This window comes from Cylindrospermum sp. FACHB-282 (assembly GCF_014697195.1).
Classification (GTDB): Bacteria; Cyanobacteriota; Cyanobacteriia; order Cyanobacteriales; family Nostocaceae; genus Cylindrospermum.
This window is the reverse complement of the sequence record NZ_JACJRJ010000013.1, coordinates 77,142-98,012: the sequence shown is the minus strand read 5'-3', so window position 1 is coordinate 98,012 and position 20,871 is coordinate 77,142. Positions and strand designations below refer to the sequence as shown.

At 42.4% G+C, this 20,871-nt stretch carries 13 protein-coding genes; 8 read left to right on the top strand and 5 right to left on the bottom strand.

Annotated elements, in window-relative coordinates; translation table 11 throughout:
- The first annotated feature begins 57 nt into the window (after positions 1–57).
- The 4 genes from H6G32_RS09415 to H6G32_RS09400 all read left to right on the top strand — a co-directional run bounded on the left by H6G32_RS09415 (position 58) and on the right by H6G32_RS09400 (position 4,107).
- Positions 58–1,083, top strand: a complete 1,026-nt coding sequence (locus H6G32_RS09415; protein ID WP_190457424.1) for a multicopper oxidase domain-containing protein — start codon at positions 58–60, stop codon at positions 1,081–1,083.
- A gap of 309 nt (positions 1,084–1,392) precedes the next feature.
- Complete coding sequence (locus H6G32_RS09410) at positions 1,393–2,436, top strand: ComEA family DNA-binding protein (RefSeq protein WP_190457422.1); 1,044 nt, start codon at positions 1,393–1,395, stop codon at positions 2,434–2,436.
- A 180-nt stretch (positions 2,437–2,616) separates the two neighbouring features.
- Positions 2,617–3,051, top strand: a complete 435-nt coding sequence (locus H6G32_RS09405) for a ferritin-like domain-containing protein (RefSeq protein WP_015209168.1) — start codon at positions 2,617–2,619, stop codon at positions 3,049–3,051.
- 87 nt (positions 3,052–3,138) lie between these two features.
- On the top strand, positions 3,139–4,107 hold the full coding sequence (locus tag H6G32_RS09400) for an FTR1 family iron permease (RefSeq protein WP_190457421.1): 969 nt from the start codon (positions 3,139–3,141) through the stop codon (positions 4,105–4,107).
- A 96-nt stretch (positions 4,108–4,203) separates the two neighbouring features.
- Here the strand turns inward: H6G32_RS09400 and H6G32_RS09395 are convergent, their stop codons facing one another.
- Together H6G32_RS09395 and H6G32_RS09390 are read right to left on the bottom strand one after the other, a co-directional pair.
- A complete protein-coding gene (locus H6G32_RS09395; protein ID WP_190457419.1) occupies positions 4,204–5,124 on the bottom strand; it encodes an ABC transporter substrate-binding protein in 921 nt (306 codons plus the stop codon).
- Positions 5,125–5,346: 222 nt separating this feature from the next.
- Positions 5,347–5,943, bottom strand: a complete 597-nt coding sequence (locus H6G32_RS09390) for a molybdenum cofactor guanylyltransferase (RefSeq protein WP_190457416.1) — start codon at positions 5,941–5,943, stop codon at positions 5,347–5,349.
- Between the two features lie 185 nt (positions 5,944–6,128).
- Here H6G32_RS09390 and H6G32_RS09385 point away from each other — a divergent pair, with 185 nt between their 5' ends.
- Positions 6,129–6,794 carry a hypothetical protein gene (locus H6G32_RS09385; RefSeq protein ID WP_242046537.1) on the top strand — a complete coding sequence of 222 codons (666 nt, stop codon included), beginning with the start codon at positions 6,129–6,131 and terminating at the stop codon, positions 6,792–6,794.
- Positions 6,795–6,959: 165 nt separating this feature from the next.
- On the opposite strand, the gene H6G32_RS26695 is transcribed toward H6G32_RS09385, so the two are convergent.
- Both H6G32_RS26695 and H6G32_RS09365 read right to left on the bottom strand, forming a co-directional pair.
- Positions 6,960–11,492 (bottom strand): HEAT repeat domain-containing protein, encoded by a 4,533-nt coding sequence (locus H6G32_RS26695; RefSeq protein ID WP_242046536.1) that lies wholly within the window; start codon positions 11,490–11,492, stop codon positions 6,960–6,962.
- A gap of 720 nt (positions 11,493–12,212) precedes the next feature.
- Positions 12,213–14,303: a thioredoxin domain-containing protein gene (locus H6G32_RS09365; RefSeq protein WP_190457414.1), complete on the bottom strand. Its 2,091-nt coding sequence runs from the start codon at positions 14,301–14,303 to the stop codon at positions 12,213–12,215.
- A gap of 1,015 nt (positions 14,304–15,318) precedes the next feature.
- Between H6G32_RS09365 and clpP the strand changes: the two genes are divergently transcribed.
- Complete coding sequence (gene clpP / locus H6G32_RS09360) at positions 15,319–15,924, top strand: ATP-dependent Clp endopeptidase proteolytic subunit ClpP (RefSeq protein WP_190457412.1); 606 nt, start codon at positions 15,319–15,321, stop codon at positions 15,922–15,924.
- Between the two features lie 63 nt (positions 15,925–15,987).
- On the opposite strand, the gene H6G32_RS09355 is transcribed toward clpP, so the two are convergent.
- A complete protein-coding gene (locus tag H6G32_RS09355; protein WP_190457410.1) occupies positions 15,988–16,851 on the bottom strand; it encodes a hypothetical protein in 864 nt (287 codons plus the stop codon).
- Positions 16,852–17,854: 1,003 nt separating this feature from the next.
- Between H6G32_RS09355 and H6G32_RS09350 the strand changes: the two genes are divergently transcribed.
- Positions 17,855–20,206, top strand: coding sequence for a ribonuclease R family protein (locus H6G32_RS09350; protein WP_190457408.1), 2,352 nt, complete (start codon positions 17,855–17,857; stop codon positions 20,204–20,206).
- Between the two features lie 17 nt (positions 20,207–20,223).
- Positions 20,224–20,844 (top strand): flavin prenyltransferase UbiX, encoded by a 621-nt coding sequence (locus H6G32_RS09345; protein ID WP_190457406.1) that lies wholly within the window; start codon positions 20,224–20,226, stop codon positions 20,842–20,844.
- The last annotated feature ends 27 nt before the right edge of the window (positions 20,845–20,871 follow it).

Below are 20,871 nucleotides of genomic sequence, written 5' to 3'. Positions count from 1 at the left end.
ATAGGATACACTGTAAATATTTGCAACATCCTGTTTGCGCTTACCGAAACTAATTTCATGCCCAACTACTTTGCTGAAAGTAAAGAAAACCTTTTGAACCGTAGGCAATTGCTGAAGCTGGGACTAGCCGGCACTGGTGTCGCGGGTGCAGCTACACTTTGGCAGATGCTGAATGCCAAAAATAAATCAATAGTCAGAGTACCACCGATGGAGATGGTAACTTCTAACGACGTTGCCAAACCTATGCAGGTACTACGCGACTTTGATTATGGGACGTTGAAGCAAGAAAATGGCCGGACTATCCGAGAATTTCAGTTGACTGCGGATACCTCCATAATTCAACTTAACAGTGCCGTCTCTTACAATATCTGGGATTTAAATGGCCGCATCCCAGGGCCCACCCTACGGGCGAAACAGGGCGAAAGAGTGCGGGTATTGTTTCTCAACCGAGCAGGACATTCCCATTCTCTACATTTTCATGGTGTTCATCCGGCAGAAATGGATGGGATACGCCCAATTGGTCATAATAAAGCGACAATTTATGAATTTGATGCTGAACCCTATGGCGTTCACTTGTATCATTGCCATATTGAACCCGTCACCCGCCACATCGCTAAGGGTTTGTACGGTATGTTTATCATCGATCCACCCCAACCGCGCCCCCCGGCTGATGAGATTGTGTTAGTGATGTCTGGCTATGACGTGAATGATGATGGACATAATGAATATTACGCCTTCAATGGTCTGCCCCATCACTACATGCATCATCCTGTCCAGATTTACCAAGATCAATTGATTCGGCTGTATGTACTGAACATCATTGAATACGAGACGGCCGTAACTTTTCACCTCCACGCCAACTTCTTTGATGTTTATCGTTCAGGGATGAGTATGACTCCCAGCGAGAAAACCGATGTTCTAACGATGGGTATAGCAGAAAGACATATTTTGGAATTTGCCTTTCGCTATCCGGGTAAGTATATGTTTCATCCCCATCAAGATGCGATCGCAGAAAAAGGATGTATGGGTCAATTTGAAGTCATCGCCAAGAACGACTCAACAAAACCTGTGAACAAATCCTGACAAAAATTTTTAATTAACTTCCCAAAGATAGCAAGTCCCAGGAATAATACCATTTTGGATTGGAAGCCGTTTGGTGTATCTGGGTTTTCCCTGTCCATCTGTCGCCATCATTTTTTAAATTGGTATAAGATTAATTTTTTCAATTTTTTTTGAGAAAATTTATTAAATTCTACTTAATAATTTAGCTACTAGTTGATAAATAGTGTCATTATATGCAAAAGTAAAATCTATGACATAGGGTCAAACCTAAATGCTGCTAATAAGTTGCAAAATTGCAATTTAGACATTCTAAGTATAAAAGGAGTAAAAATGTTAAAATTTCGGCATCTCTGTTTAGCTGTCGCTAGTACGGCAATAGTTACCCTGAGCGCCTGTAACAGTACGCCCACCACAGAAAATTCAACCGCGCCAAGTGCTAGCTCTAGCCCCCAAACTACAGAAGCAGTTAGTCAAAACAGTCACAGCGGTCATGGTGGCAAGGCGAAAATTAACATTAATACTGCTATCTTATCGCAGTTAGATAAATTTGAAGCCCAGCTAGGTGTGCCGGCATTATCGAACAAAATTCAGGCGAATCGTCCCTACGCCAGTCCTGAAGATTTAGTTAGCAAGAAAGTCATTACTCAAGAACAGTTTGACCAAATTAAAGAAGCGGTGACTATTCAAGAAGTAGTGCTTACAGGTGATGCCAAAGATATTGACTACATGACTAAATTGGCATTGATGAAAGGGCATCTTTTTGTAGCACAAGAACTTTTAGATTTGAATCAGCCAAAGCAAGCAGAACCTCATATTGGGCATCCAGTTGAAGAGATTTATGTTGATGTAGAAGACCAGCTAAATGAGCGCAAAGTCAAAGAATTTAAGACAAGTTTGGTGAGTTTACAAGATTTAGTCAAATCTAATCCCAAGAATCCCAAATTGAAAACTGATTTCACTGCTTCCATGCAAGCAATTGATGCAGCGATCGCCGCTTTACCAGATACTCAACGCTCAAAACCAGGATTTGTGCTACAGGTGATTAGTGGGTTACTAGATGCAGCCAACTCAGAATACGGCGCGGCGATCGCCAATGGCAAAGTAGCTGCACCCATTGAGTATCAAGACTCCCGTGGCTTTGTGATCTACGCTAATGACCTATATAAAGGGATTTCTAGCCAAGTTGCTCAAGGAAATCCGGAAGCGGACAAAGCGATCAGCACTAATCTTGCTGAACTACTCAAAGTTTGGCCCGCCGCCATCCCACCCGCGCAAGCAGTCAAAACCCCTGCTGATGTGACCAAGCTGGTAACAACAATTGAGCAAAACTCTCAAAAAGTGATTGATCAATTCAACACTCAGGCACAAAAATAGCAGCCTAGTACTATTGGAAACCCAGAATGGGCAGTTTAAAATAAGTAATAAGAGAGGAAATAGCTAAAAGTTAAGAGTCAGGATAATCTGGTTTTTTAATACCTGAAAAAAGTATAACTGCTCACTCTTAACTCATAATTCAATCCTCTCCATTTGTAATTTTTCCTAACTTAACAACTGATGCAAGAGCTTGACCAAAAAAAGGCCATTGACCTACTTAACTCCATCATGGAATTTGAACTAGCAGGGGTAGTACGCTATACCCATTATTCTTTGATGGTGACTGGCCCCAACCGGATTCCAATTGTGGCTTTTTTCAAAGCACAGGCGAGTGAGTCACTACTTCATGCCCAGCAAGTGGGAGAAATTATTACAGGTTTAGATGGGCATCCCTCCCTGAAAATTGCCCAAATGGAAGAGACTTACCAACATAACGTCAAGATTATTTTGGCAGAAAGCTTATCCCACGAAAGCAAGGCGCTGGAGTTGTATAAAAGTCTGCTAGAAATTGTCACTAATGCCAGCATCTATCTGGAAGAATTCGCCCGTAACATGATTGGTCAAGAAGAAATGCATAATCTTGAACTGAAAAAAATGTTACGCGATTTCAGCTAGTATTCAATGCTCAATAGTCACTAGTCTAATATTTTTGGACTAATGACTATTGACTAAATAACTAAAATGACTAAATAACAACTGATTATGAATTTTAGTACAGCCTTACCTACTTTTGTAATTACGCTCCGGGAAGGGGTGGAAGCTGCCCTTGTTGTTGGTATCGTGCTGGCTTTGCTCAAAAAAGCCAAACAGTCCCGACTCAACCCTTGGGTATATGCTGGTGTTGGGGTAGGCATTGTTATTAGTGCCTTGATAGGTGTGCTGTTCGGTTGGCTAATTCAATACTTAGGATCTGTTAATCCTCAATACACCCCGATAGTTGAACCAATGCTAGAAGGTGTATTTAGTGTATTTGCGATCGCCATGCTCAGTTGGATGCTAATCTGGATGACTAAACAAGCCAGATTTATGAAAGCTACAGTTGAAGGTGCGGTGACAGACGCACTGACACAAAACTCAAATGCTGGTTGGGGCGTTTTTAGCTTAGTTTTAGTTGCCGTTGTGCGTGAAGGCTTTGAAACTGTTCTGTTCATTGCTGCAAATTTTCAACAGGGTTTAATGCCAACTATTGGCGCCCTTGGTGGTTTGGCAGTAGCAGTAGGCATTGGTGTGCTGTTATTTAAATTGGGTGTCAAAATTAATATCCGCCAGTTTTTCCAGGTAATGGGCGTTTTTTTAGTATTGATTGTCGCCGGTTTGGTAGTTTCAGCTTTGAGTCATTTTGACACAGCAGTGTCTAACCTGGCTCTCAGCAATCGCGCCTCCGAAAGCCTTTGTTTTTATTATGAACGCTTTACCAAAGTTCACTCCTGCATTTTGGGGCCAATGGTTTGGAATACTTCCAAAATATTGCCTGATGAACAATTACCCGGCATTATTTTCAAATCTTTATTTGGCTACAGAGACAACCTCTATGTCTTGCAAGCAGTAGGATATGCAGGGTTTTTAGTCAGCGTCGGCGGGCTTTATTTTCGCAGCATTACTGGCAGTTCTCCTCAACCTAAAAAAAATAGCCCAGTTATGCAGAACCAAATTGGTTCTCTCAAGGATTAAACAATATTGGATTTTGGATAAATTCCTAAAATACAATTGTAGGACAGGCATCTTGCCTGTCATTCAAATCATTCAAAGTCTTGCCCGTCATTCAATCTAACGTTGTGGTGCAGACAAAACCTCCCTAAGCTGTTGAGCCGCTTTTTCAATTGTATTTATACTGCCCGGATTCACAAGACCGTAATAATCAAAAACATAAATTCGGTTATTTTTGGTTGCTTTTATTTGCTGCCAAAAAGACTCCTTTTTAAAAGATGCTAAAAGTGCTGCTTCAGAACCTCCTTGGGGAGGATTAACTACAATTATCACTTCTGGATTTGCTTCTAAAATTTTCTCAGCCGAAAGCGTCACATATCCACCTATCGGACTTTTACCTTGTAATTCTGCTGCTAGGTTTTTAGCCCCAAATTTAGCCAGTAAATCCCCAGCCCAACTATTTTTATTTGGCGCTAAAATTGGTTGACGACTAACCAGGACTAGAGTAGAAGGACTTTGATTCGGTTTAGCTGGTAAAAAGTTTTTGTAACGGTTCAACAAAGGCTGGGGATCAACATCAATTAATTGACCTAGTGTTTGAGTAAGTTTTTCTAAAGATTCCCAGTTTTTAACTTGGGTGAGAAAAGTTGAAATACCTAGCTGTTTGAGTTTTTGAATAGGTACGTCAGAAAAACCCGCTGCACCAATAACTAAATCTGGTTTTAGAGATACAATTTTTTCTAAATTAGGAGGGCTTTGACCTTCGCTAACGCGGGGTATATCCTGGAAACTTGGGTCATTATTAAATAATCTACTGCCTGTAATTCCTATAAGTTTTGTTTTATCAAGTTGATAGATAATATCAGCAGCCAGAGAAGAGAGAGCAACAACTCTTTTTGCTGATTGCTGAAAATCTGTGTTACTTGTCTCATTCGTATTTGCAACTTTTGCCTGTGGTGGCTGAGTTGTTGCAGTAGTGCAAGCAACTAAAACTATACTCAACAAAATTGCTAAAGCAGATGATATCCAACGACGATACATATTATAATTCTCTCCAGGATAGTAATAAAAGCAACAGCGGCAAGAAGTTAAAGATTAAAAAATCTAATTTATTTTTAGATAATTACTTTGTTTATAGCCTTTGGTTTATAGTAGGGAGATAAGCATAAAACCCAGTTAGCTATTAATCTGTTACTAGGAATACAATAAATTATTTAAAATCCAAAATTTATTTAAATTGTCAATAAGTGGCATAGGTATTTATTAACTTAAAGTCAAGTCCTCTGGTGTATTACAGTTAAAAAGCATATCAGGTTCTGATAAAGGCAAAGCTTCCACTTGATGATGCTGTAGCCATTGCTGAAAAGATCGCCCCCCTTGAGTGATAAAATCCAGTAGCAGCGGTAGACAGCGACGCTTATAGAAGCCACACAGAGGTTCCCAGCCTTTAGGATGTTGTACCAGATATGCAATAATCGCCTCATTCCCCACAGTATCAAGTCTACCTGCCCAATCTTGCAACACCTCAACCCGCAACCTTGGTAAATCGCAAGCTAGCAGCAACACCCAATCTGTTTTTACCTGCCCTAGTCCTTGAGCAAAACCCACAAGAGGGCCACCAGTGTCTCCAGACAAAGGGACTTCTCGAATAAATTCGCAATTAGGCAAAAGCAAGTTTTGATAACGTTCTGGCCAGGGAGTAACGATATAAACAGTATCAGCGCAACCTTGAGCAATGCCGCAAACCCGCTGCAACAAAGGCACTCCTTGAATTGGAATTAGCGCTTTATCTTCACCCATGCGAGAACTTTTTCCACCGGCTAGGACAATGGCAGTTAATTTGCTACAGTCATTAGTCATAGTTTAATTTAAGCCTGACTAAATAGGAGAATTAAATTAAAGCTTGTAGTAAGGACTTCAGTCCTTAAAATCCTTGAACTGAAATATTTATCGCTGACTACGAACAAAAATTTTATTTTACATTTAATTGTCTCTGCCTACATACAGCACATTTGATCTGAGCGAAATACACAAGGGCAGGCAAGATGGCTACCCTACAAGAGTTTTATTATTTATATTTGTACCTCATTTACCTGCAATTTGCTGTATTACAAAGAGTTGAAGAAATGAAACTAACAGCTAACTATCATTATCAAAATCAATTCAAGCAAGTTTTATTTAGCGCTGGAACTATCTTAAGCTTGGCATCTTTATTTGTACAACCATTAGCGGTGCAAGCTCTATCTACTAGCACCAATACTAATTATCAAATTTCCCAGAATAATCAGCAATTTAAAAAACTACCTTATAAACGCTTAGTAATAGGTAGTGTAAGCCTTGGGATGTCTGAGACGCAAGTCAGAAAGGCTCTAGGTAAACCTCTAAGTGCGAAAAATGGCTATGAAGCAATTGCTGGTAAAACGCGCACTCTCCAATATTCAGGACTTACAGTTAAGTTACTGGAAGATATTAAGCCAACAGGTAAATATTTTGTTTATGAAATAGAAGCAACAAGTTCTAAATACGCCACTGTAGATGGAATAAAAGTAGGCGATAACACCTCAAAAGTAACGAGAATCTACGGTAAACCAGAATCTGGCGATACTACTAGATTAAGTTATGCTGTTGATTATTCCAGTCCTACATATTTTAATTTCACCCTGGAAAAGGGGAAGGTAAAAAAGATTGTTTGCGGTGACTTTTTGGGATGATATACAGAAGGCCTGGCGATTAGAAATCGCTGCTACACAGGCAAAACCCGCCTCCGCGGGTTAAAGACCTTGATTTTTTTTTGAGTCCGCGTAGGCGGACTTTGTTCTGGTAGCCGCGAATTCCATTCGTTTGGCGTTTTTTTTCATTCGTGCGGCATTTTTGCCCTATAACTCAATAGTGTATAAATCCAGCGAAGATTTCCCCGCACCTTGACCCCAACGCGCATCTGGTTTCCAGGCACCATTTTCTTCTTCGCGGCGACGGGTGCGGACTGTTAATTTATCGCTTTCAAATTGTAGCAGGTTATATTGCCAGGGATAAGCGGGGATGAGTTCTTTGGTGGGTGCGCCGAATGTTCCTGCACAGATGCGATGTCTGACGACAAGCCGCTTTGCGTCTACGCATTTTCGCCCCCCTTGACTCATATCATAACGGTATAAGCTGGTTTCTGCTTTGTGAATGTGACCGTGGAGGAAGAAGCGGAACCCAGCCACAGCTAACTGTTCCATGAAACCTTTATCTTTTATCCGGTCTTCCCAAGCACTATCAAGGGGATGATGCCAGACAGCAATTTTAATGCAATTCTTATACTCTGGATGGCGGCGAATATCAGTTAGGGCATTGCTCAGAGCATCCATATTGATACTAGCGCGGGATTTGTAATGGTGATCTAATTGCCAAGCCGAGTTTAGACCGAGTATGAGGATGTTTTGGGATGGGAGATAGTCTAAGGTGTATTGCTGGCGATATTCTAGGGGATAGGGTTGATTTTTTATAGCTTGGTAGAAGTTGCTGAAATTGGCAAACCGCTGTTTATATTTCTCTTCATCTCGCACTCGAATAACGGTGGCACTTTCTTCGATGTAATGACCTTCTTTGAGTTCTCTCTTAGAGGATGTTTTAACAGGAGAAAATCTTGTATCGAGGCTTAGATTTTGCTCAATTTGTTTCAACTCTGCATCTAACTGTAACAGTTGAGTTTCTTCAGATTGAATTTCTTGCTGTAACTGGAACTTAACAGTTGTACCTGCCTGAATTGCATAGTCTGTCCGCAGTTGTGTCAACTTGTCCATTGTTAGCTGCCACTGTGTCTGAAGCGTATTTTGTCGCTGTTCTAAACGTTTTCGTTGTGCCTCTGTTAAGCTTTTTGAACCAATTTCATTTAATTTAATAGAGTTTTCAGACATACTCTCATATTCTTCGCGGTCAAATAGTTGGTAAGCTTGTTTTGCAATTTTCCAATTTAGGTCATGGTTCCCTGGAACAATGATAATTTGCTCAGGTTTGAGGGGTAAATCTTGGCTGAGGTTGACAATAAACTCTTCAGCCGCTTGGTATTCTTCGGGGGTGGAAAAGTTAGCGATGTCACCGGAAAGAATGAGAGCATCAAGATGAGGTATGTTGAGGTCGTGACGTAAATCTTCTGCTAATTGGTTAGACCAAAGTTGAGCTTGTTGGGAATTGCTGAAATGCAGGTCTGAAAGGTGGAGGATATTAATTAATGTGGTAGATATATTTGGTTTAATAATCGAAATTGGTTCTGATTTAAGCTGTAATTGAGCGCCTATAAATTCACTACGCCAATTTTCGGCAGTAATAGCTCTGATGTCTGCACTTAATCTAGTTAGTTTCTCTTTATTCTCGATTCCTAGAAAGTCGCTATTAGCTAAGTTATCAATAAACTTTAGTAGTGTATCTCGTCCTTCCATCTCTAGCACTTGAATTAAATTAACAGTGAAGTCTAGCGGAGTGCCTGCTAAAGTTATTTTTTTCATTAGGGAATCGTAGCCGAAGTATAATAATAATGTTTGGCGTTCTCTCTCTGTGTTAAGAATTGACGAATTTAACAAGAAGTCTATTAATTGCGATCTCAGTGACATATTTTTTAACAAAGGATTGTAGAATTTAAAATGTTCTTGGATAGTTTTAATTACCTCTATACCTATGTCGAATGTATCCCCATTATTAGCAATTACAAATCTATCAAGAATTAAAAGTTCAATTAAATCAGGGATTACCTGTTCTGATTCAATTTCTCCCAGAATAAATGCGGCTTTCCTACGAATATCAGATTTTGTATTTTCTAAAAGTTTAATTAACCCAGGAATTGCCTGCTCCGGCTTGACTTGTTCCAGAGCATATTCAATCAAACGAATATCAAATTCTGGGTCTTCTAAAAGTTCAATTAAGTTAGGAATTGCCTGCTCCGATTCGATTTTTTCGAGAATAGATGCAGTTATCAAACGAATGTCAGATTCTGGGTCTTTTAAAAGTTCAATTAACCCAGGAACTTGTTCTGGTTGGGTTTCTGCCAGAGCATCTGCGGAACTCCTAATAGCAAAATAGCCTGGGTCTTCTGAAATTTGAATTAACCCAGGAATTGCCTGTTCTGATTTGATTTTTCCTAGAGCAGATGTAGCACTTCTACGAACAAAGAAGTCTTGGTCTTTTAAAAGTTTAATTAACCCAGGAATTGCCTGTTCTGATTTGATTTCTCCTAGAGCAGATGCAGCAATTCTACGCACAACAGAGTCTTGGTCTTCTAAAAGTTTAATTAACCCAGAAATTGCCTGTTCTGATTTGATTTCTCCTAGAGCAGATGCAGCAATTCTACGCACAACAGAGTCTTGGTCTTCTAAAAGTTTAATTAACCCAGGAATTGCCTGTTCTGATTTGATTTCTCCTAGAGCAGATGCAGCAATTCTACGCACAACAGAGTCTTGGTCTTCTAAAAGTTTAATTAACCCAGAAATTGCCTGTTCTGATTTGATTCTTCCCAGAGCAGATGCAGCACTCCTACGCACAACAGAGTCTTGGTCTTCTAAAAATTTAATTAACCCAGAAATTGCCTGTTCTGATTTGATTCTTCCCAGAGCAGATGCAGCACTCCTACGCACAACAGAGTCTTGGTCTTCTAAAAATTTAATTAACCCAGAAATTGCCTGTTCTGATTTGATTTGTTCCAGAAGATATACGACATCGCTACGAACATAATATTTTGTATTTTCTGAAAGTTTAATTAACCCAGGAATTGCCTGTTCTGATTTAATTTCTCCCAGAGCATATGCAGCACTCTCACAAACATGAGATTCTGGGTCTTCTAAAAGTTGAATTAAGCCAGTTATCGCCTTTTGTGATTTTATTTTTCCAAGAGCATCTGCGGCTCTCGAACGAACATGAGAATCTGGCTGTTCTAAAAGTTTAATTAAACCAGCCGCGGCCTGTTCTGATTTGGTAATACCTAAAAGTCTGATTTCCAATAGCTGAGGAAGTTTTAAATCAGCAATTAAATTAACTGTTTGCTCATGCCACTTTGATTTTACCTCACCTGCTAACCTTGCCCCTAATTGCCAATCTACCTCTAAGGCTAACTTCACCACTCGCACGGCTTGCACTTCATTCTCTATCAACTCTGCCATCAGCGCTAGGGGTTCAGTCCATTTCAAATAATTTAAATAATCTCGTTTTAAACAATCATCGCTGAGTTTTGGTAACTGCTTCAGCAAATATTCTGCCGTGTAATATTCCTGAATCAGTTGGTGGCGAAATTCAATTTGGTCATTTGCACCGAGTTGAATTAGATGATGATTGAGTAAATCTCGTAGCCATTTTAAAGAACGGTCACGAGGTCTATCAAATTTTTCTTTCTGAAAAAATTCTGTCAGAATTTCTTCAACTTCGCTTCTGGGAATAGCAACTTTTAAATCTGTTCTTGTTGTTCCCTGAGTCATCACCCAGGCTAATTGTTGCAAAAGTCGGGAACTCCAAAGGGGAAAATCTTCCGAAATCGGTTTTTCGTTAAAATTTTTGGTAAATAACCGAAATACAGAACCCAAATTTGAGGGCACTTTATTCTGATTTTGCACAAAAACAGAACACAACATCGACAACAGCAAAGGCGTTTGTCCAAATTCCTGCAACCTTGTACCCAACTGCTTCAGCATTTCTTCACCCTGTTCTGGCAGATAAGCACAAACAAAATCTTGCATTTGTGTTTCTGTCAGGGGTTGCATTTCTAGCTTTTTGCCAATATCTAAATCGCCACCTATCCCTAAATCTCTGGTGGTGAAAATCATCGGGGTTTGGCGATGGTCTTGGCGAAATGCTTGTAAATTCTGCCGCGCTTCTTCTGAGGGTAATTCGTTTAAACCATCTACCAGTAGTAAGAATTTTCCTTGAAATAGTAATTTTTCAATTTCGGCATTCTCTAACCACAACCGATGGCGCTTGCAAAAATTTCGTATCAAATCAATTATTGAAGTTTCGTAATAGCGCAACTCTACCAACACGGGTATCTGACCTAACCCCCCAGCCCCCTTAAGTGCTAGGGAATGGGGAGCTAATTCTTCTATCTCCGCTTCCGGGAGGGTTTGGGGGAGAGGTCTTTCTGCTTCTTCTAGCAACAACTTCAACAGCGCTGTTGATTTTCCTGAACCTGGTTTTCCTACTAACAGCAGATGGTCAGATTTATATTTCCGCAAACCTTCCAAGACGCTGTAGTATTCAATTTTTTCTTGTTGTTTCTGTTGCTCATCTCGCGGTTTAATTGTCTGCACCTGCAAGTCAAAGTTCCACAGGGGAATTAATGCTTCCTGTTCTACCTGCCGGCGTCCGACTACATCTGTAAATGTATAAACTTTCCACCACTTGGCATAAGTTAGGCGAACTGACTCTAGATATTCACTCCAATTCACCATGTTCAGCGAGTTGAGCTAATGGGTTTTATCTTCCTGCGGGAAGATGCTTTTTTATTGTGGCATTTCTAACAGTCCACCTGGGAATGAATTTTCAGAAATAAGCCGAAAATCATCTAATTTGCCTAATCAAATTAACTAAAACTCTTGTGGGGGAGGCAGCGCGTTGCGGAGGTTCCCTCCGTTGTAGCGACTGCCGTTGGGCATCTTGCCCGCCCAATTAATGTATATTAAATAGCGAACAGCTTATTACAGCATTCTCGGTTAGCCCCCTCACCCACATGGGAATGAATTCCCAGGCTAATAGCTCAAGTATGTTGAAACGCACTGAAAACCTTTCTCAGTCGTCTTTAGACGGCTTTTGTTATTGGTTCCTCAGAATGAATTCTGAGGCGGTTTGGAACTGGTGCAAGATATTAGTAAGCTGTTTCACATTTAAATTGTATGATTAGGGCGGGCAAGATGCCCACCCCACAAGATTTTCATTAAATTTAGATGTGCAAAGTTAGATGTGTTTTAGCTGATTAGGCTCTTAGAGGATGTTTGAAAAGTCTAATTTATTACTAGCCCTGGCGACTATAAGTCGCGCGCCACATGCTTCAAGTCGGCGGAGCCGCCCAACGCAGTGGCTTGGCTACACAGACAAAACCCACCTCCGTGGGTTAGAAAACCCTTGATTTTGCGTTAGTCCACGGAGGTGGACAATGCTAGTGTAGTAGCGAATTATATTCGCCTAATACTTTTCAAACAACCTCTTACTTGGCTTTGCTGGACTTGCTGCAACATCTGTTCTACACTTTCTGCTGGTGCAAGACACTTCAAACCTTGGCAAACTAAGCCGATGCTATTCTCTGGTAACCGTGCTGCTACTGCAAAGGCAGATGTAGGTAGATATTTGGGAATCAGCGAGTTAATGTGGTCGGTGGTGCTGCGAATTAAGGTTGAGTTACGATACCAATCTAAGGCTGTGAACAAGCTGGGGCAAGCTTGGGGAGTGCTACTCATTACGCTTCTAAAGGCTTTCAAACCTTGTTCTGCTAAATCTAGATAATGCAGATTATCTGTGAGGAGGGCAAGACGGACAAGATTGGCGATCGCCATTCCATTGGCTGATGGTGTAGCATTATCTACATAACTCCGCTCTCGCACAATCAAATCTTGACTATTATCGCTAGATGTGTTAAAGTAACAACCTAATTCTACACTCCAGAGAAATTCATCGAATTCTTCTTGAAGTGTTACTGCTTTTTCTAACCAAAAAGAGCGCTGATTGCTATCTACCGAAACTTGGGATAAATCTAGCAATGCTTTGATAAAAAAGGCGTAATCTTCCGACTGAGCTAACACAGTCGCTTCACCACCATAATTAAGTCGGTGGAAACGCCCATTCACAAACTGATTATCCAGAATAAAATTTGCCGCTTTTGCTGCTAACTCCAAATACAAAGGTTGTTGGAAAAACCCAGCAGCCCTAGCCAAACCAGAAATCATCAAACTATTCCAGGCGACAATCATCTTAGTATCTGTCACCGAAGGAATCCGACCAGTCCAGTTAGTGGTTTTTGCTTCCAGGTTATCGCGAGCTGGGGGGAAAGTTGCCAGTGAATCAGGGGGAGTACCATAACGAGCAGTAAACAGCTTACCCAGTGCGACTTCCAGCCTTAGACTCAATTCCCCTGACTGACGCCTTTGCAAAACATTTTTACCTTCAAAATTACCGTTAGGGGTAACAGTAAACTCTTGTTGTAATTCTGTTAGTTCCTCTAGGGTAAGCAGTTGCTCCAGTTCGCTATAACTCCAGACGTAAAAAGCCCCTTCCTCCGGTTCAACAGCCGTAGAGTTGAAGAAGCTATCAGCATCTTGAGCCGCATAGAAGTAACCCTCTGGTGCAGTCATTTCCCGTTGTAGCCATTGAACAGTAAGAGCAACAGCCCTCTCAAAAGCTGGTTCTTTTACTCCCGTACTCCACAAAGAAGCCAGATACTCTAAAATCTGACCATTATCATAAAGCATCTTTTCAAAATGGGGTACAGTCCAGGTGGGATCAACAGTGTAGCGATGAAAGCCTCCACCCACATGATCATAAATTCCCCCCAGTGCTAATTCTAGTCCCCGTTGGGTACAAATTTGCTTGCCATCATATTGAGATGGAAAATTAAATCGAGTTCCGCGCAATGCTAATTCGCTGTATGGGATCATCGGGAAACTGTTACCGGATGACTTAGGAGTAATGATCCCCGTGGTAGTTTCCCAGCCCTGTCGGAGTAATTCATGATCTTGTAACTCATCCGCTGGGCCATTTTTTAATACCGCAGAGGTGAGAAGGGACTCAATAATCAAAGCTTTGCGATCGCGCAAATCTTCTTTTTCTGTATCATAGTAGCGGCGCAGGGCTTCCAACACTTGCAAAAAGCCAGGACGACCGTAGCGAGGCTCTACAGGGAAATAAGTCCCAGCATAAAACGGCACCAAATCTTCTGGAGAAAGAAAAACATTCAAAGGCCAACCCCCTTGACCACTCATCATCTGCAAAGCCTGCATATAGATGCTATCCAGGTCAGGTCTTTCTTCCCTATCTACCTTGATAGGCAGGAAATTAGCATTCATGTACTCAGCAATAGCTGAATCAGAAAAAGCTTCCCCTTCCATGACAGTACACCAGTGGCAGCTAGAGTAGCCAATGGAGACAAAAATGGGTTTATTTTGCTCCCTAGCAGTGGCCAGTGCTTCATCACACCAAGGCCACCAATCAATGGGGTTTTCTGCGTGTTTGCGAAGATAGAGACTCTTGGCTAGAGCAAGGCGATTAGTCATGATCAAACGTGGATAGTTGCCTTCTTTGCCCAGTCTAGCCTTTTCCCAAGATTGTTAGCCTGGGGATCTAACATACACACGTTAAAAACCCGACAACCGACTTATTCCTTTGGGTGCGTGTGTAGTTTACTCAAAAGAGTGAATCACTGAGCTGAGGACTGACGCTGACCTTTCAGACACAGGTGATACCGACTCTCTAGGAATTTGAGGATTAACGCTCAATCCTGCAATCAGGTGGAGCAAAAAGGTGATAAAAGCAGCTTGCATAAGTTTTTCCAGCATAGTATTTCTCTGGAGGATGGATAGTATTACAAGTAAAACCAGTCATTCTAAATACACTTCGTACTATTGATTTACCGGAGTTGGCGAGAATATCCGGATAATTGCTCACAACGACAGTTAAAAAATGTGGGAAAAGTTACCAATAGCTGACAAAGCCCTTGAGAAATTGGTATCTCAGTTGTCGGTCTAGTTACTGCGCTACTAAAGTTGTGCACCAAACCCTGGACTAGGAGTTTGTCAACCAAGAAATGACTGATATAGAGAATGGGAGACGAGGGGACAAGGTGATTACTTTTCTGACATTCCCCATATCCCCTCGTTAGTCTCAATCCCTCAAAGGTGACTTGGGGGGCGACTTGGGGACAGTTGGAGATTTTTTAATTTTTCTCTGTCCAGATGAGCATACCTACTTAGACCTTACCCATCGCCAAAAAGTGCCCGTCAGAATTAATTGTTTCTGCCAAGCATATAGTATGCTCCATGGCTCTTATTTATTTCAGTAAAATTAAATACTAATAATTGCAACAGTATTTAGTTGATTTTGATTTTCAGCCAGCCTTTGCTACAAACACAGCCAGGGAAATAAATGCCAAAATAAGATGAAACCTTCTGAGTACAAAAATGGTACTTTTATTGGCGACTGAAAACTTGATTGCTAATTCCCCAACACAGTACATTTTTTAGTACGCAAAAACTGAGTAATTGCTGAATCCGTTCATTTCACCTTGCCTTTATGATTCCCATCGTTATTGAACAATCGGGTCGCGGCGAACGCGCCTTTGACATCTACTCACGGCTGTTGCGTGAGCGCATCATCTTTTTGGGACAACAGGTTGATAACAGTATCGCTAACTTGATTGTTGCCCAACTGCTGTTTTTAGATGCTGAAGACTCGGAGAAAGATATTTATCTATATATCAATTCTCCCGGTGGTTCGGTGACAGCTGGCATGGGTATTTTTGACACAATGAAGCACATCCGCCCCGATGTCTGTACAATTTGTACCGGACTGGCGGCGAGTATGGGCGCTTTCCTCCTCAGCGCTGGTGCTAAGGGTAAGCGGATGAGTCTACCCCATTCGCGGATTATGATTCATCAACCTTTAGGTGGCGCTCAAGGTCAAGCGACTGATATTGAAATTCAGGCGCGGGAAATTTTATACCACAAGCGACGGCTCAATGATTATCTAGCCGAACACACTGGTCAGCCAATTGAGCGCATTGCTGAAGATACTGAACGTGACTTCTTCATGTCGCCAGAGGAAGCCAGGGAATATGGCTTGATTGACCAAGTAATTGACCGTCACGCTGCAGGTAGCCGACCGATGGTTGTAGTCTAGTCATTAGTCAGTGGTCATTAGTCATGGGTAACGAGTTCTTTGATAACTGACCACTGACTTTCTTTAAAATCCTGCTATGGGGTCTGGCTGAGATTCTAGGTGTCTGAGAAAATCTAGTAATTCTTCTTCACTGAGTAAAGAGCGTCCTAACTTACCGTAGGTTTTTTTGAGATGTTCCTTTCCCTGCTCTTTTGTCCAACCTAAGCGCTCAATTTCGACATCTGTTTTGGCAATTACATCAGACAAATTCACGGGTTCACTTTTCTTTTTTCTGTTTCCTGTCCCTGATAGATTCCCCAAGTCTTCTTGATGACCATAATTGCGCGGTGCAAATAATGTGACATTACTAGTAGCAATTCCTGGTAAGGGTTGATTGTCAGCCTCGTTACCAGAGACAATGCCCCCCTTGCTAACAGGGGTATCAAATTGGGTTTCCCAGTTGCTCGTTACAGGAAAGCGTTGACCTAAGTCTTGTTTATGGGTATCAATTTTAGTTGTGCTGTCTGGGTCATTGGTGACTAAATCTGGTTTGATCTCCGCTGCACTGGGGGGTGGGGTGGATGTTTCTTTGCCACTAACTGGTGACCATTGACTACTGACAAAATCACTGTCTTTTTTAGAAGCATAGGCGGACTCATGTAATCCACCTGTGGTATTCAAGGAGGGGTTTAGCTGCACGTGGGAGATGGGTTTTGGAGAAAATACCCCTGTGTCCCCTGGTGCATTCGTGATTCCCAAAACCATCAGTGCCCTATTTCTGGCTTGGTCTTCGGCTGTTTCCACTGTTTCTGCTGCTGCTATACCAGTGGCGCGGGTAACGCCTTCAATTTGCACGCTTGCCCGGACGATATATTTTCCTTGAAAAATTTGCAATAATTCCGAGATAAGACTGCCGTTGGGATACAAGCTCTGGAATTGAGCCAACATAATACTGCCACCAATCTAAGTCTGTTTAATTACGGGGTTGATGCTACTTGTTTCTATAACCTACGTAGCATCCCTTTGTGATCTCCTCTCAAACTCAAATTTCAAATGCAGCACAGCTAGATGTGAAAATATGACGAGAGATGACCAACCTTGCTCAGAGTGGATATCTGGATCTGTTTTAATTTTACGTCTACCAGTGAGACTCTAAGGTGCTATTCGCGCCTTAAGCAATGTTTCCCGATTGTAGCAGCAGTTGTTTAAAGCAAATTTTTGGCTACTGCTGACTTACTCTGAGTGGTCTTCCCTTCAATGCTATACTAAATACCCAATTCGATATCCAGAACTATTTTCTGGAAGTGTACTCTAAATCTACAATAATGAAGATAAGGTTCGCCCTCACTGCTCGTTAAGCTGCTTACCTAATTGTTACCGATTCTACATATGGAAAAATTGGGTTTATCGGCAGTTTCTCCTAGTTAAAAATCAGAGTCTCATGGCGTAAAATTACCTGAAATCTAGACAATCAAACACCCGTGGTTGCCCCTGCATAGCGCTTTTAGGCAGCGTGGAGAGTTCTTCAAACTAAGCCTCTCAAAAACCCGTTGCGTAATTACCTAGTGGGGCGGAATCGAGTATCAGTAGTGCTTTGTCAGATTGGTTAGGTTCCGGGATTTGAACCCAGGTGAACTCTTTTAAGTGTCGTGCAGTGAGAAGTCCGAGATGAGGCTTCCTCTGATCGGAACTTCGGCAGCCTTGCCTCCGGGCAATTCGTTTGCACCAAGCGTGTTCTGTAGACCGTGAGGGTATACAGGGAAGAACCAGATTAAGCCGGACACTTTGACGCCAGTCACACGCCACTTGCTACAACTCTGGTTCCCCAGAGCAACGCAGTGGCTCCTCAAGTCGGGAAACCCGCCCATGGCGCTGGCTCCTCAACTTTGGGGAACTCCTGCACGCAAGTGTCCTCAAAAAATGATGTTTTGACCAAAGGTCGGTTCACTGCATGGAATTTTCAATCGCTACACTCCTTGCCAATTTCACCGATGATAAATTGGTAGCTCGTAAGGTTTTAGAAAAGAAACTTGGTTGCGAGGATGAAAAAAGTTTACAAAAACTTTACATTGCCTTGGAGGTTCTGGAAAAGATCGGGATTTTGGTGAAAGAACGGGGTAAGTATCGCCGCGTGTCCGAAGAGGGGCTGATCGAAGCAAAACTCCGTTGTTCTAGTAAAGGTTTTTGCTTTGCTATTCAAGATGTGGAGGGGGCAGAGGATATTTATATCCGCGAAAGCCATTTGAGTAATGCCTGGAACGGCGATCGCGTTTTGGTGAGAGTTCTCAAAGAAGGTAGTCGTCGCCGCTCTCCCGAAGGTGAGGTAAAGTTGATTCTGGAACGTTCCAATCACACTTTACTGGCACGGATTAAGCAAGTAGAGGGCGGGTTTCGGGCTGTCCCCTTAGATGATCGACTGCTGTTTGAACTCAAGCTGCAAATAAACGGCATGAAGTTGGAAGAGGCGATCGATCACCTGGCCCATGTAGAAGTCTTGCGTTACCCCCTAGCCCAATATCCCCCATTGGGTCGGGTGGTACAAATTCTCGGTAGCGATGCCGAAGCTGCTGCCGATATAGACTTAGTAACTTGTAAGCATGATTTGTCCCGTAATTTACCGGATAATGTCCTGGATGCAGCGGCGAAGTTGCCGAAAAAGCTGCTGAAAATAGACATAAAAAATCGGGTGGATTTACGTAATTTGTTTACCCTGACCATTGAATCGGTCAACGGTGACTCCACGGTGGAAAATGCTTTTAGCTGGGAAAAAACACCCCTAGGACATTGGCGTTTGGGCGTTCATATTACTGATGTTTCTCACTATGTCCAACCAGATGAACCTCTAGACAGAGAAGCACTCAAGCGAGGGAAGGCGGTATATCTAGGGGAGTTAGTGTTGCCAATATTGCCAGAGGCGGTGATAGAACGCTGTTCTTTGGTACCAGGAAGCGATCGCTTAACCCTGTCTTTTTTGATTACCATCGAGCCACAATCGGGTGAAGTTCTAGAATGGGAAATTCAACCCAGTATCATCAGCGTAGACACCGCCCTGAGTAAATCACAAGCCCAAGCCATTCTCACCGGTCAACCCACAGATCAATCTCCAGCAGTTATCCAGATATTACAAGACCTGGAAACCCTGAGAAAAACAGTCAAACAAGCCCGGTTGAATCGCGGTAGCTTGCAGTTGAATCTGCCACCGAGCCAAAACCCCTACTATGATGAAGGGATTCTGGGGGCTGTGGTAGTAAATGATTTACCTGTGCGATCGCTCCTAACAGAGTTGGTGCTGTTGGTGAATCAACTGATAGCAAATCACTTAAGCGCCCTAGGAGTTCCCGCTATCTGGCGAGTCCAAGGTACACCCGATCCCGAAGATGTCCAAGAAATGCTGAAATTGGCCGTTAATTTAGGTGTGGAACTGTCACTAGATCCAGAAGTAGATATCCAACCCCTAGATTATCAACACTTGACCGGCGCTTTTGGGGAATCGCCATCTGAGCAAGTTCTTACCTACTTGTTGCAAGATACTCTCAAGCCATCTGTGTACAGCACCACCAAAGGAATGCACTTTGGTCTGGCTCTGCCACAATATATCCACTTTTGCTCCCCCTTGCGACGTTACCCAGATTTGCTCATGCAAAGGGTATACCATACACTACTAGAGCAAGGACGCGATCGCCGCAACACCCGTGTAAAAGAGCGTGTTAACCTCCGTCACTCCTCTTGTCACGCCGAAATTAACTGGAACGTCCTTCCCCCAGAACTGCAACAAGAACTCCAAAGCGATTTGACTAGAGTAATTGTCCAGATCAACGACAGGGAAAAAGAAGTCCAAGAAGCCGAAGCCGATTTAGCCGGACTGCAAAAAGCCCAACTGATGAAACAGCGCATCGGTCAGGTATTTCAGGGGGTGATTACTGGTGTTCAATCCTATGGTTTCTTTGTAGAAATTGAAGTCCCAGCGCCAGAAGTTGAGACAGGCGCTAACCCTGGTATACCTTTGAGAGTAGAAGGGCTAGTACACGTCAGTTCCCTCAAAGACGATTGGTATGAATATCGCGCCAGACAGCAGGCCCTATTTGGTCGGAAAAATCGCGCTTCCTATAGATTAGGCGATCGCGTCGCCGTGCAAGTTAAGAGTGTCGATTACTACCGTCAGCAAATTGATTTAGTAACCGTAGGCAGTGATGGTATAGCCAAAAATTTAGGAGTTAGCGCTCCTAATGGAGATATATCAGACATTTACTTAGCAAATGACATTGAGCCTAGAGACTTAGAACCTTATGCTGAGGATGAGTAAATATCCAGAATAATTTAGTGCCCAATAATACTAAGGCTTTGATTTTAGGCGTATCAGGTGCATCAGGACTAATTTACGCCGTTCGCGCTCTCAAATTTCTGCTAGAAGCAGAGTATCCGATTGAACTAGTTGCTTCAAAATCAAGCTATATGGTTTGGCAAGCAGAGCAAGATATCCGGATGCCACCAGAACCAGCAGGGCAAGAGCAATTCTGGCGAGGCCAAGCCGGAGTCCCACTATCAGGTAAACTCCGCTGCCATCCTTGGAGTGATGTCGGCGCCAATATCGCTAGTGGTTCCTTTCGGACTCTGGGGATGATAATTATGCCATGCAGCATGAGTACAGTGGCCAAGCTAGCAGGAGGCTTAAGTTCTGACTTACTAGAACGGGCAGCAGATGTCCAGATTAAAGAAGGACGCAAGCTGGTCTTAGTCCCCCGTGAAACTCCTTTTAGCCTGATTCACCTGCGTAACTTAACAACCCTAGCAGAAGCTGGAGTGAGAATTGTCCCCGCCATTCCCGCCTGGTATCACAATCCCCAAACCATTGAGGATTTAGTTGATTTTGTAGTTGCCCGTGCTTTAGATCAACTAGATATTGACTGCATTCCCATCCAGCGTTGGCAAGGTCGTCGCTAAAGTGTGAAGTGTGAAGTATGAAGTGTG